Raw genomic sequence first — 13362 nt, 5'->3', positions numbered from 1 at the left:
AAAGCACATAGAATACCTTGCTGATTCACATCAGAAAAGTACGATTTCGTTAAATTTCTTGTTTTTGGGAACATCGATAATTTGATGGCAAATAAAAATATTATTGATTTAAATCAATCATCTTAAACATTAAATTTTGCAGTAATTGGCGGGAAAATAATTGAGCGGTATCATTGAAGCCGTTGAGAAAAATGCAAAAAGCATAAATTTCGTTTTTCTCATCCAAAAAGTAGCCTGCATAATTCCTAGTTCCTGATATTGAACCACTTTTGGCATAAATTCTACCATCTGTTATACCTTTGGGGTCTAAGGAAACCACTGTTCCTGTCTTTCCAACTCTCGGAATGGTCTTCAGAAATGAACCGAATTGTGGGCTTGAATACATTTTGCTTAGAAAAGAGGTCATGGCTTGAGTAGAAAGTGTGTTTAAAGGAGATAAGCCACTACCGTCTAGAAATTTGAAATTTGATAAGTTTAAACCCCGGGTTTTCCAATACGATTTCAGAAAGTCATCGTAATTTTCCACTGAGTCACTTGCCATAGATTTTAAGAAATTCGATATTCCGTCAGCAAAGAAATTCACACTTCTGAAGTTGCAATGTTCTGCTATAATTGAAAGTGGTGGAGAGTTTAATACAGCCAAAGTATCATTTCTAAGATTCACTTGCATTTCATTTCCTTGTATCTCAATTCCATTTTTTAAACATTCGTTTTTAACAAGACCTATGAAAACCTCATTGATATTCGGAGTAGAGCCTTTTACCTCAAAATTTACACTCCGCTGCGGAACGGTGCCTGTCAGAACTATCTCATTTGAGGGTGCTAGGTTGACGATATTTACCTGATCTCCTGATCCTTTCTCGGCAGTTTTGACCAGATTTTCAATTTTCCAACTTTCAGAATTGGGAAAAATTCCACTAACTGTGGCCGAATCACCAATATTTTCTCCTCCATTGAAGTAAACTGTGTAAAAATTTTCATTGTAGTTAAATTGCTTAGGATGAGCACCATAATAATTGCCGAGATCACCCATAAGCCATTCAGAAGGAATATCGAAATGCTGATTTTCTTCTATTTCTATTTTACCCGTAATTTTCTTGATATTTTTTGATTTCAAAACATCAACTATTTCTTTCAAAGAATTTAATCCTAACCTTATGGAACCAAAACTAAAATCACCATTTGAGGTAATGACCAAATCTCCATCCAAGGCATTGTTTTCGATTGTCCCATTTCTGAGGATTTGTGTCTTAAAAGTGTGGTCAGATCCTAGAATATCCAAGGCGGTGCCAGTGGTGAGCAATTTTAATGTAGAAGCTGGTGGGAGGGCCATTTTTGATTGATAGGCATAAATTTCTTCTCCAGAGCCAATTTTCCGAACACTCATGGAAACATTTACATTTTCAGTACTCGAATTTCCTAAATATTGTGAAATAATGGTATTTAATTGACTTGAATAAGTGCTTATTTGTAAGATTATTATGCAAATTATTTTCATGAATTTCTAAAATTTTCTTTAATAGTACTCCAATATACTATCTTTGCAGTCCTTTTACATAATTTTCCCAAAAAAACAGAAATCAATGAGGCTTACATTTTATGGTGCAGCCAGAAAAGTGACGGGTAGTATGTTTCTCTTAGAATTGGAGGATGATTACCGTATTCTTATTGATTGCGGCTCAACATTAGACGGCTCTCAAAACCATCGCGAGGTATTTCAATATGGAAATTTCCCATTTGATGCCTCTCTTGTAAATATTGTTTTTCTAACACATGCTCATATTGACCATTCGGGTCAAATTCCGAATCTTTACCAATCTGGTTTTGAAGGACAAGTGTTGTGCACGAGCCCTACTATGGAATTGTCGGAGTTATTGTTGCATGACGCTGCAAATTTGAACTCGAAAATCGTTAAAAACATAGAGAAAAGCCATAAGAAGTCTAAGAAGTGGAAGAGCATAGAAACGCAAGGGCTGTATTTAAGAAGGCAAGTGGATGAAGCCGTTCAAAACTTTGTACCCATTGCTTTTGGCAATAGATTTAAGTTTAAAGATGACGGCTATGTGACCTTTTATCCAGCTGGACATTTGTTGGGTGCTGCTCATATCGTAATTGAAGTCAAAGAAAACGGAGAGTTTAAAAAAATCGGTTTTTCCGGAGATATTGGTCGAAAAAACTTCCCGCTTTTGGTTGATCCAGTTGCTATTCCACAGGTAGACTACTTGGTGATGGAGTCGACCTATGGTAATAGAAACCATTCAGATGCAGGCGATCCGGAGAAAGTTTTGAAAGATATTATCCAGGAAGCTTGTGTGGATATTACCGGCCGATTGATAGTTCCATCTTTCAGTGTGGGTCGTACCCAATGTTTATTATATACGCTCAATAGACTTTACCAAAACTACGACATTAAGCCGATTAAAGTCTTTACTGACAGTCCTTTGGCTCGTGTAAGTACCAAAGTCTATGAGAAATACAGGAAACAGCTAAACAAAGAAGCCAGAGATTTTTACGAAGAAACGGATTCAATATTTGACTTCGAGAATCTGCATTACCTTGAAACCGATATTGAAAGTAAAGCTGCCTCTATTCATACCGAATCCTGCATCATTATTTCTTCCTCAGGCATGATCAAAGGCGGTAGAGTAGAACATCATGTGGAGAAAAACATTGAAAATCCTTATGCCACAATTTTGATGGTAGGTTATGCTACTGAAGACTCGGTAGGAGGTAGGTTGCTATCTGGAGATCTGAAAGATTTGCAGATCAGAAATAAGAAATTTGCTGTAAATGCCGCCATAAAAAAAATAGATGTGTTTAGTGGGCATGGAGATTTAAACGATTTGATTAGCTTTGCAGAAAACCAAGATAAGAGCAAGCTGAAAAAACTTTTTTTGGTTCATGGTGATTTTGACGCCATGACAAACTTTAAAGAAATTTTAGAAACGAAAGGTTACGAAAACGTAGAATTACCTAATCAAAACCAATCATTTGAATTATAAATAGACTTCAATGAGAACTTTATTAGAATTTGAGAAACCAATAGCTGAATTAGAAGCCAAACTTGAGGACATGAAAAAATTGGCCGAAGACAATAACGTTGACGTAAGTGACGCTGTTAGAAACCTATCATCTGCAATTGATACCCTTAGAGCTGAAACGTTCCAAAACCTTACTCGTTGGCAGAGGGTTCAGCTTTCGAGACATCCAGACAGACCTTATACTTTAGATTATATAGAGAGAATTTGTTCCGAATTTCATGAATTGCACGGAGACCGAACCGTGAGAGACGATCCGGCTGTGGTAGGTGGAATAGCCGATATAGACGGGGTCAGTGTGATGATTATCGGACAGCAAAAAGGTAGAAAAACGAAGGAAAGACAACACCGAAACTTTGGAATGCCGAATCCTGAGGGATACAGAAAGGCTTTGAGATTGATGAAATTGGCCGAAAAATTTGGCTTGCCAATAGTTACTTTAATTGACACTCCAGGTGCTTTTCCTGGTTTGGAAGCTGAAGAGCGAGGGCAAGGTGAGGCTATCGCAAGAAATCTTAAAGAAATGATGACTTTGAGAGTGCCAGTTATTTGTATAATAATAGGGGAAGGAGCATCTGGAGGGGCATTGGGAATTGCTATTGGTGATAGAGTATTAATGCTCGAAAACTCTTGGTATTCAGTAATTTCTCCTGAAAACTGCTCAACAATTCTTTGGAGAACTTGGGAGTATAAAGAGCAGGCTGCGGAAGCTTTGAAGCTGACTGCCGTGGATATGAAACAAAATGGCTTGATAGATGGAATTATAGCCGAACCTCAGGGTGGGGCACATCTTAAATGGGATGAAATGTCAGATATCTTGAAGAAAACCATAATTAAGGAAATTTCGGAGCTTGAAAAACTAACGCCTCAAGAACGAATTTCAGAAAGGATAGATAAGTTTTGTGCAATGGGTGTAGTTGTAGAATAGTATGTGTTCTAAAACTACCACAAAAGCTGTTGTTTTTGATTTTGGAAATGTCATCATCAATATTGATGTTGAGAAGACCATGTCGGCCTTTTCTGAGTTGACATTCAAGTCACCAGCAAGAGTAAAACAACTTTTTACGGATGCCGAGGTTTTCAAAAAATATGAGACGGGATTTTATTCAGACGACGAGTTTCGGGATGTGATTAGGCAGGTATTGAGCTATCCACTTAATGATCAAGAGATTGACCAAGCTTGGAACGCTCTTTTGCTAGACGTTCCAAAAAAACGCTTAGACTTTTTGGAATCTCTGAAAATGATATATCCGATTTACTTGCTCAGCAATACCAACAATATTCATATTGAGCAGTGCAAGCAATATTTTAGAACAAAATTCGGTATTCCGAACTTCGAAACCATTTTTAGTAAAACTTTTTTGTCTTACAAAATGGGGTTGTGGAAGCCTGATTATAAGATATATGATGCGGTAATTGGCAACATTGGCTGTAAGCCAGAAGAAATACTTTTTTTGGACGATAACCAAGACAATATAGACGCCGCTACTGATCTGGGCATAAAGTGTATAAAAATAAATCCGCCTGATTGTTTTACAGAAATTTTAGAACATATTCTTTAGAAATGCTAAAAAGCCCTTACATCAATATCATTCTTTTTGTGGTTACATTTATTACCACTACACTTGCTGGGGCTGAGTGGATATATGGTAAATCCTTCTTTTTTCAGAGTGACATGACGGGTTGGGCTGAATTTAAGCAAGGACTGTGGTTTTCTATTCCCTTTTTGGGTTTTCTCACTACACACGAATTCGGCCACTATTTTATGGCCAAAATCCGAAAGATTGATGTTACTTTACCCTATTATATTCCTGGGTGGTTTGTGGTTCTGACTTCGATCGGTACGTTTGGTGCATTCATAAAGATTAAAGAAAAAATCAACTCTAAGAATGATTACTTTGACATCGGAATAGCCGGCCCATTGGCTGGTTTCGTAGTTGCAGTGGTTGTTTTGGCGTGTGGGTTTTATTTTCTTCCGACCGACGATTACATCTACACCATTCACCCTGAATACAAAAATTTTCAAGGAAATTACAGAGCCTTCTTAGATACATATCAGACCAATGGCGAAATAATAACTTTAGGTAAAAGCTTGATATATAATTTCTTAGAAGGCAAATTGGCTGATCCATCTTTGATACCTCACAAATATGAAATTACTCATTATCCACTAATTTTGGCAGGTTTCTTGGGTTTGCTTTTTACTGCTCTTAATCTCCTGCCCATCGGGCAATTAGACGGCGGGCATATTCTTTTTGCACTTATTGGTAAAAAAGCTTTTGATGTAGTTTCACCGATTTTCTTAGTGCTACTGGTTTCTTATTCGGGTCTTGGAATGTTTAAACTGACCGATTTTACAATGGCTTACTCTGAAGAACAAGGAACTCTTCTTTTGCAATTCTTATTTTTTGTTTACTTCAATTATCTGTGCTTTTCAAGGATATTTGACAAAAAATTGAATAGTTTGATTCTCGCACTTGCGGTAATCCTCATTCAATTGTCATTTTCAAAATATTTACCTGAAGTTTCCGGTTATTCGGGATTTCTAGCATTCGGTTTTTTAATTGGCCGAGTTTTGGGTGTTTATCATCCTGAAACGGTTGATTCAAAGCCACTGGGTATCACAAGAAAGATTCTTGGCTGGATTGCGATACTAATTTTCATTATTTGTTTTTCACCTAATCCAATTAATTGAAAATGAACTTCTTATTACGCACATTCTTTAGGCTTTTGGGTTGGAAGGTCATCGGAAATGTGGATTCCAGCATAAACAAAGCAATACTTTCAGTAGCTCCTCATAACAGCTGGAAGGATTTTCTAGTGGGTATTAGTGCGAGAGCAGAAATGCGATTAGATATTAAATACCTAGGTAAAGCAGAACTTTTTAAGCCACCATTCGGGTTTATTTTTAAAGCTTTGGGTGGAACTCCAGTCTACAGGTCAGAAAAAATGAATATGGTTGATAGTCAAGTGGCCGTTATCAATTCGTTTGAAAAAATATTGATTGGAATTGCACCAGAAGGAACTCGCAAAAACGTAGATAAACTCAAAACCGGCTTTTATTACATTGCAGTCGGAGCCAATATTCCTATAATCAGAGTGGGTTTTGATTTAGTTAAAAAAGAAGTAATCATTGCTGAGCCATTTTATCCAAGCGGTGACTTTGCAGCAGATATGAAAAAGTACTTTATTCCTTTCTTTGAAAAAATGGGAGGATTTCAGAAAAACTGGATAAATAATTATAAAAACGATATTTTTTGATGAAAAAGCAGACCAAATTGATTCGTATTCAGACAGAAAAAACACAGTTTAGGGAGCATTCAACGCCTCTTTACCTGACCAGTAGCTTTTGTTTTGAAGATGCTCAAATGGGCAAAGATTTGTTTGACAACACACTCGAAGGTAATATTTACTCACGTTTTTCGAACCCAACCGTTCAGGAATTTGTAGATAAAGTATGTATGTTGGAAGATGCAGACGAGGGAATTGCAACAGCTACAGGTATGGCTGCTGTATTTGCCGGCTTTGTGGCTAACTTAGTGTCTGGCGATCACATTGTTTCATCAAAGGCTCTTTTTGGTTCAGCACACCAAATTATCACTCAAATTTTACCAAATTGGGGAATTACTCACACCTACATTGACGCCTCAGCACCCAAAGAGGAATGGGAAAAAGCCATTCAGCCAAATACGAAAATGATTTATTTGGAAACGCCATCAAATCCAGGCCTTGAATTGGTGGATATGGAAATGGTTGGCGAATTGGCTAAAAACCATAATCTAATTTATTTTGTTGATAATTGTTTTGCAACTCCAATGCTTCAAACTCCTTCAGAATATGGGGCTAACCTCATTGTTCACTCAGCCACAAAGTTTTTTGACGGTCAAGGAAGAGTTTTGGGGGGCATCATAGTTGGTACAAAGGCACTGATAGAGAAAGTAAGATTTTTCTGCCGTCAAACCGGGCCATCTTTGGCACCATTTAACGCTTGGGTGCTAACCAAAGGTTTAGAGACCTTGGGCTTACGTTTGGACAGACATTGCGAAAACGCACTGAAATTGGCCAAAGCCTTGGAGGGTGTTAAAGGTGTAAAAAAAGTAAATTACCCGTTTTTACCATCACATCCGCAATATGAACTCGCCAAAAAACAAATGACCGCCGGCGGTGCTTTGGTAACTTTCGAGTTGGAAGGTGGATTTGAACGAGTAGTGAAGTTTACCAAACTCTTAAAGATTGCATCCTTGACCTCGAATCTTGGAGACAGTAGGACAACTGTTACGAATCCAGATACCACAACACACGCCAAAGTATCGAAGGAAGACAAAGCCAAGCTAGGAATCTTTGAAGGCAGCATGAGAGTTTCAGTAGGTTTAGAGGATATCGAAGACCTCATTGAAGATTTCACCCAAGCAATTGAAGGGTCAAATTAAGAATCGGAGGATTGGTTTATACAGAAAAGCACTTGAAGCCTCGCTCCATGTGCTTTTTCATTTTAAGCCATTTTCGGCATTAAAACTCCCAAATAAACCCGATAGTTGGTGTAACCAAGGCCGAAGGCTCCGTCAAAATTACTGGAATTCCATTTGATGCATCTTGTTTAATTTGACCGCCATCTGTTGTGGCAAAACCGGTATTGGCTTCGTTTCTTTTAAGGGTAAATTCGGGAACAACTGGTGATTTGGCTAGATACCAGTTCGTTATGTCTATGTATAAGTCTAAAGCCGTTTTCTTGAAGTTAATTTTCTTGTCAATTCTGATGTCACTGCTATTAAATGAACCCAAACGCATGGTATTCAGTCTAGAGTAATCATAAACAGTTACGCCTTGAGTGATATAATTAAGTCTTGATGCATTTTCGTCAATTGGAGAATAAGGTGCACCACCCTGCAAACGAAATTTCAAACCAGCTTCCCAATTTCTACGAAATTTGTAACCTACAGCAAAACTCATCAAATGTCTATTGTCCCATGAACTCGATACTAGCTTACCATCCAAACCACTAAAAAGGCTCCTGTAAAATGTGTAAGAATAAACGCCAAAAAACCTTTTTGTAAGTTTCTTTTGGGCAAAAAACTCAATTCCGTAAGTTTTACCATCTCCGTTAAAAAGAACTTCCTCATTGCCTAAAACATTAAAATCAGCACCCAAATTGGCCAAAGAAATACCTGAATTTTTAGAAACGGGCATGTTTTGGTAGAATTTGTAAAAACCTTCCAAAGTGAATCTTAAACTTTCGTTTGGAATAAATTCTAAACCAGAAACCAAATGATTACTGATTTGATATTCAGCGTCTTGATTTAATAAAGTGCCAGCAGTATTTGCAAAACCCAAGATAGTATAAGGTGGTAGTTTGAAATATCTACCAGCCGAAGCATTAATTGACCATTGGTTATTTAGGAAATAACTTAAGGAAATTCGAGGTGAAAGGGTGTTCAAAAAATTCATTCCGTTGTCAGTGAAGCTGTTTCCATCTGTTCTGATTCCACCGCTAACGCCAAGTTTCTCAAATCTTTTGCCAACCTGAACAAATGCTCCGTATTTCATAAATGGATCTATCGGGCTTTCAAAATTGATGCTTAGCTCGGGTTGTATTATTTTTCCGTTGGCATCAAGTATCTGTTTTCTGATAAGATTAAATGTTTGATTGGTATATTTTACGAGCTGAGTGGATAGTCCATAGGCTAATTTCCAGCCATTTAAGGTTTGATTCACGTCAAAACGAAGTTTATTTTCTGCTTCTCTGGAATTCAAATCTAATGTCTTGGGTGAGATTTCAGGATTCTCATTGTCTTCAAATTTTACAATGTCATTATTGAACATATTTCTGCTCAGTGCGAGATTCCAATAACCATTGTTTATCAATCTCTTAAGTGAGGCTCCCACTGTGTAATTCCATTGGTTTATGTTTGGGGCGGAATTGATAGTTTGTGCTTTCTCAGCCGAATATTCATCAGAAATAGCAAAACTAAACTCGTCTATGGCACCCAAACCTACAAAAGTAAGTGAAGTCTTTTTGTTTATTTGATGACTGATTTTCGTCTGAAAATCCCAGTAATTAGGTCTTATGGGTAAATCTATGGCCTTAAAAAGCAACTGAAGATAAGATCTACGGGCAGAGGCCAGAAAAGTCGTGTTTTTAGATAATGGACCTTCAAAAGTAGTAGCTAATTCCGTAGCACTTAATCTGATGTTGCCCTGTAGTTCGTTTGGATTACCATTTTTTTGTTTGAACTGAAAGACAGAGCTAAGTGCATTATCGTATCGGGCATCAAATGCCGACGAACTCAGTTTTACGTCCTCAATAAAGCTTACGTTTAGCATTCCTTGAGGCCCGCCACTGCTTCCTTGTGTCTGAAAATGGTTAATTACAGGAACTTCTATTCCGTCAAGATAAAAGACGTTTTCGTTTGAACCACCACCGCGAATAATGATGTCATTTCTAAACGACCCTCCACCAACTCCACCACCAACGCCAGGGAGAATCTGAATAACCTTACTAATATCAAAATTCCCACCCGGATTGGCTCTGATTTCTTCGGTAGTGAGTTTCTGAATACTCAATGGAGACTCCAAAGTACCTGTAAAAGCAGTTTCTTTTTTGGCAGTTACTTCCAAGGCCTTTAGGTCGTTCTTTTGGGCTTCTAATTCTACCTGGAAGGTACTTTCGTTACCAGTATTGATCACCACATTATAAAGTGTGAAGTTTTGGTACCCAACATAGCTAAATAAAATATTATAAGTACCTACTGGTATATCACTTATACGAAAACTACCATTTTCGTCAGTAGTGCCACCTTTTTGAGTGCCGACTATCTGCAAACTAACAAAAGGAAGAATCTCTTGGGTATTTTTATCTACCACTTTACCTGTTATGCTACCATTTTTTTGAGCAAATATAGTTAGAGTAAGAAATAAAAATGTAATTGTAAGAAAGTGTTTCATTTTAGATGTATAATGATTGAACCGTTATAACCAAAATACAGGGTAGGAGGTTTTAATTTTGAAACAAAAAACATAAAAAAAGAGGCCTAAGCCTCTTTGTAGTTCAATATATAGGTAAAATAGGTTATACTAGAATGAATAAACCAACCAAAATAGATGCACCAGCTGAGAACCACATTGGAATTCTTTTAGTCTGATATTGATTGATATTATAAAGTTTCAAATATTCTGTACGCAACCACAAAGAAACTCCAATCAATAAGAAAAGCAGTGATGTTGAAACACTCAGAGTCTTTGGTGCAAAACCTTTCAAATCAATGAATAATAATGTTGAGACGATAGCTAAAACTACCCCAAAAAATATTAGTATGCCAAACAAAAATCTGTAACCGTCTTTTTCTATTGAATTTCTCATATTTATGTCGTTTTGTTGACACAAATTTAAATCATTGATTTGGCTATTTCCAAATAAATCGAAATATAATTTTGGCAAAAAGTCGAAAAATAGGTTGAAAAAATGACTATAATTTGAAAAATATATAAAAAAATTGAAATAGTGCAATAAAAAACCACGATGTTCTTAGTAAAAAAATGCTTTTTTGTGGTTTTTAAGTGAAAAATTCTTCATAAAGCTTTGTGTAATTGCTAAACTGGATTTTTATAAGAAATTTGGCAATTTTTATCAAAAGCAATATTATATTTTGTTTCAGTCGTTTTCCAAGAAAAACAGGTCGTTTAAGTAATGAATGTAAGGTTTGATAACTTTCATATGCTCAAATAGTACGTCTGCAAAGCCGGATTTGATTATCTCGCTGTTTTGGTAATTTCGAATAAAAAACAATTCCTTGCATTTCAGCAATTCTATTTCTGGATGATCTTCTGTGTAATTTTTTGGAGGCCTTTTCAGCTTTTCCCCATGAACAGTAGGAAACGTACTTTTAAATTTGGGGTCTTCAATAATACCCTTCAAGATTTCAGGATTGTAATCCAACTCCTGACGAAACTTGGCGAGATTGCCGGGTGAGGGTTGCCACATACCAGCACCAATAAATGTTTCGTTGTTTTGTAATTGAAAATAGTAGTCAATTCTCCCCGAATGTCTTCCGCCTGGACCAAACGCCACGGAGAGGTTGTTTTTGTAAGGTGCTTTGTTTTTTGAGAATCTCACGTCTCGGTTTATTCTGAAGATGCAGTCTTTAATCTGGGTGTTTGCAAAATCAGGCTCTATTCCTTTTAGTTTAGTGAGTAAAATATCGCTAAAATCTGTAAAATTGGATTTGGCTTCTTCATAAAAAGCTCGATTTTCATTGAACCACTCGCGGTTATTGTTTTCTTCTAAATTTCTCAAAAATTCAAAAGTAGCTTCTCTTATCATATAATAAATGTCTAATTTTGTGAAAAAGTAAGATTAAAAAAGCGAAAAATAAAAAATGTCTAGAATTTTAACTGGAATACAAGCGAGCGGAAGACCACATTTGGGTAATATTTTAGGTGCGATAGAACCAGCAGTGGCTCTGTCACAAAAGCCAGAGAATGAGTCCTTCCTATTCATTGCCGATCTACACTCACTTACAACCGTAAAAGACCCCGCTTTGTTGCAGTCTAACACAGCTGCGGTGGCTTCGGCTTGGCTCGCTTGTGGTTTTGACGCTGAAAAAAACTTTTTTTACAGACAATCACGATTAGCAGGATTTCATACCGAGCTTTTGTGGTATTTGAGCTGTCTTACGCCATATCCCATGCTCGCCAACGCACATTCGTTTAAAGAAAAGTCTGACAAACTTTCGGATGTCAATGCTGGACTTTTTACTTATCCCGTTCTTCAAGCAGCTGACATTATCCTTTACCAAGCCAATTTTGTGCCGGTTGGTAAAGACCAAAAGCAACATTTAGAAATGTCAAAGGACATAGCAGCGACCTTCAATAGAGTTTTTGGGGAAGTTTTTGTTTTGCCTGAGCCTTTGATAAATGAGTCGGTGATGACAATTCCAGGTATTGATGGGCAAAAAATGAGTAAGTCTTACAATAACTACATTGATATATTTTTGCCTGAGAAAGAACTTGATAAACAAATTAAAAGAATTGTAACAGACGCTACACCTCTAGAGGAACCGAAAAATCCTGATACTTGCCTTGTCTTTAAATTATACGCCCTATTGGCTGATGAAAGTCAAATATCAGCAATGCGAGAAAAATATATGGCTGGTGGATATGGTTATGGTCATGCAAAAAAAGAATTTTTAGAGTTGATTCTAACCAAGTATAAAAAGCAAAGAGAGGTTTTTAATTTTTACATGGAAAATCCAGATGAATTAGAAGCTAAGCTCAGAAATGGTGAAGAAAAGGCAAAAGAAATAGCCTCGCAAACAATGAATGAAGTAAGAAAACTCCTAAAATTTGCATAAGATTGATTGAAACTATTTTAGAATTTGACAAACAGTTATTCTTGTTCCTCAATGGTTTCCACAGGCCTTGGTTGGATACATTGATGCTGTTTTTTTCAAAATCTAAAGTATGGATTCCGTTGTATTTAATCATTGTATTTTATTTGTTCCGAAACTTCGGATTAAAAGATGGGGTTAGGTTCATTGCTTTGATTATTTTGGCAGTGTGCATGAGCGATTTTATAACTTCAGGCATTATGAAGCCTTATTTTCAGAGACTTAGGCCATGTTATGATTTTCTGAGCGAAATGACGCTGGTTGGAAACTGTGGAGGGAAATATGGATTTGCAAGCTCACACGCAGCCAATAGTTTTGCATTATTTTTTAGTATTTATAAAATATTTGGCAAGAAGCATTTCTGGACCTATACACTTTTGTGCTGGGCAATAATCGTTAGTTACAGTCGTATATATCTCGGAGTTCACTTTCCCCTAGATGTTTTGTTTGGAGGGCTTTTAGGAATTTTAATATCAACCTGTATTTTTAAAATAAACGAATCAATAACCAAATGAAAAAAGTATTTTCAGTGTTTGTCCTCGTTCTAGCACTTGTGTTTAAGTTGTCTGCACAGGACATCACCAAAGGCACTTGGTATAATGAAGAAAAAAATGCTAAACTTCAATTCTACGAAACAAATGGCAAGTTATTCGGTAAAATAGTTTGGCTGAAAGACCCCAACAAAAACGGAAAGCCGAGAACCGACGAATTTAACCCGAACGACAAACTTAAAAGTGCTCCACTTTTAGGTCTAGTTTTTTTGAAGAATTTTCAGAAAGACGGTGAGAAAGAGTGGAAAGATGGGACGATATATGACCCGAAAAGTGGCAAAACATACTCTAGTAATATGAAATTGGTTAGTCCAACTCAGTTGGATGTAAGAGGTTATATAGGAATTTCGCTGATTGGCAAAACTTCAAAGTTTACAAAGGCAGACTAAT

The 13362-nt window shown here is 36.7% G+C and carries 13 protein-coding genes; 9 read left to right on the top strand and 4 right to left on the bottom strand.

Annotated elements, in window-relative coordinates; all coding sequences use genetic code 11:
• Positions 1–100: 100 nt before the first annotated feature.
• Positions 101–1498 carry a D-alanyl-D-alanine carboxypeptidase/D-alanyl-D-alanine endopeptidase gene (gene dacB / locus EGI31_RS19915; protein ID WP_255038917.1) on the bottom strand — a complete coding sequence of 466 codons (1398 nt, stop codon included), beginning with the start codon at positions 1496–1498 and terminating at the stop codon, positions 101–103.
• 85 nt (positions 1499–1583) lie between these two features.
• Between dacB and EGI31_RS19910 the strand changes: the two genes are divergently transcribed.
• From EGI31_RS19910 to EGI31_RS19885, 6 genes are read left to right on the top strand one after another with little or no spacing between them, the layout of a single operon-like run.
• Positions 1584–3002 carry an MBL fold metallo-hydrolase RNA specificity domain-containing protein gene (locus EGI31_RS19910; protein WP_255038916.1) on the top strand — a complete coding sequence of 473 codons (1419 nt, stop codon included), beginning with the start codon at positions 1584–1586 and terminating at the stop codon, positions 3000–3002.
• Positions 3003–3012: 10 nt separating this feature from the next.
• On the top strand, positions 3013–3966 hold the full coding sequence (locus EGI31_RS19905; protein WP_255038915.1) for an acetyl-CoA carboxylase carboxyltransferase subunit alpha: 954 nt from the start codon (positions 3013–3015) through the stop codon (positions 3964–3966).
• A 1-nt stretch (position 3967) separates the two neighbouring features.
• On the top strand, positions 3968–4600 hold the full coding sequence (locus EGI31_RS19900) for an HAD family hydrolase (RefSeq protein WP_255038914.1): 633 nt from the start codon (positions 3968–3970) through the stop codon (positions 4598–4600).
• 2 nt (positions 4601–4602) lie between these two features.
• Positions 4603–5733: a site-2 protease family protein gene (locus EGI31_RS19895; protein WP_255038913.1), complete on the top strand. Its 1131-nt coding sequence runs from the start codon at positions 4603–4605 to the stop codon at positions 5731–5733.
• 2 nt (positions 5734–5735) lie between these two features.
• Positions 5736–6299: a 1-acyl-sn-glycerol-3-phosphate acyltransferase gene (locus EGI31_RS19890; RefSeq protein WP_255038912.1), complete on the top strand. Its 564-nt coding sequence runs from the start codon at positions 5736–5738 to the stop codon at positions 6297–6299.
• Positions 6299–7468: a trans-sulfuration enzyme family protein gene (locus EGI31_RS19885; RefSeq protein ID WP_255038911.1), complete on the top strand. Its 1170-nt coding sequence runs from the start codon at positions 6299–6301 to the stop codon at positions 7466–7468. The genes EGI31_RS19890 and EGI31_RS19885 overlap by 1 nt, the downstream gene beginning before the upstream one ends.
• A 79-nt stretch (positions 7469–7547) precedes the next feature.
• On the opposite strand, the gene EGI31_RS19880 is transcribed toward EGI31_RS19885, so the two are convergent.
• The 3 genes from EGI31_RS19880 to EGI31_RS19870 all read right to left on the bottom strand — a co-directional run bounded on the left by EGI31_RS19880 (position 7548) and on the right by EGI31_RS19870 (position 11355).
• Positions 7548–9980: a TonB-dependent receptor gene (locus EGI31_RS19880; protein ID WP_255038910.1), complete on the bottom strand. Its 2433-nt coding sequence runs from the start codon at positions 9978–9980 to the stop codon at positions 7548–7550.
• A 124-nt stretch (positions 9981–10104) separates the two neighbouring features.
• On the bottom strand, positions 10105–10395 hold the full coding sequence (locus tag EGI31_RS19875; RefSeq protein ID WP_255038909.1) for a hypothetical protein: 291 nt from the start codon (positions 10393–10395) through the stop codon (positions 10105–10107).
• Between the two features lie 291 nt (positions 10396–10686).
• Positions 10687–11355 carry a DUF2461 domain-containing protein gene (locus EGI31_RS19870; RefSeq protein ID WP_255038908.1) on the bottom strand — a complete coding sequence of 223 codons (669 nt, stop codon included), beginning with the start codon at positions 11353–11355 and terminating at the stop codon, positions 10687–10689.
• 55 nt (positions 11356–11410) lie between these two features.
• Between EGI31_RS19870 and trpS the strand changes: the two genes are divergently transcribed.
• Genes trpS through EGI31_RS19855 form a run of 3 tightly spaced genes read left to right on the top strand, consistent with a single transcriptional unit; the run spans position 11411 to position 13361 of the window.
• Positions 11411–12385, top strand: a complete 975-nt coding sequence (gene trpS / locus EGI31_RS19865; RefSeq protein ID WP_255038907.1) for a tryptophan--tRNA ligase — start codon at positions 11411–11413, stop codon at positions 12383–12385.
• Positions 12386–12387: 2 nt separating this feature from the next.
• Positions 12388–12936 (top strand): phosphatase PAP2 family protein, encoded by a 549-nt coding sequence (locus tag EGI31_RS19860; RefSeq protein ID WP_255038906.1) that lies wholly within the window; start codon positions 12388–12390, stop codon positions 12934–12936.
• Positions 12933–13361, top strand: a complete 429-nt coding sequence (locus tag EGI31_RS19855) for a DUF2147 domain-containing protein (RefSeq protein WP_255038905.1) — start codon at positions 12933–12935, stop codon at positions 13359–13361. The genes EGI31_RS19860 and EGI31_RS19855 overlap by 4 nt, the downstream gene beginning before the upstream one ends.
• Position 13362 lies beyond the last annotated feature (1 nt).

This window comes from Lacihabitans soyangensis, from assembly GCF_024343775.1.
In the GTDB taxonomy this organism is placed as follows: domain Bacteria; phylum Bacteroidota; class Bacteroidia; order Cytophagales; family Spirosomataceae; genus Leadbetterella; species Leadbetterella soyangensis.
Note: the sequence above shows the minus strand (reverse complement) of the source record. Positions and strands in the feature narration are given on the sequence as shown.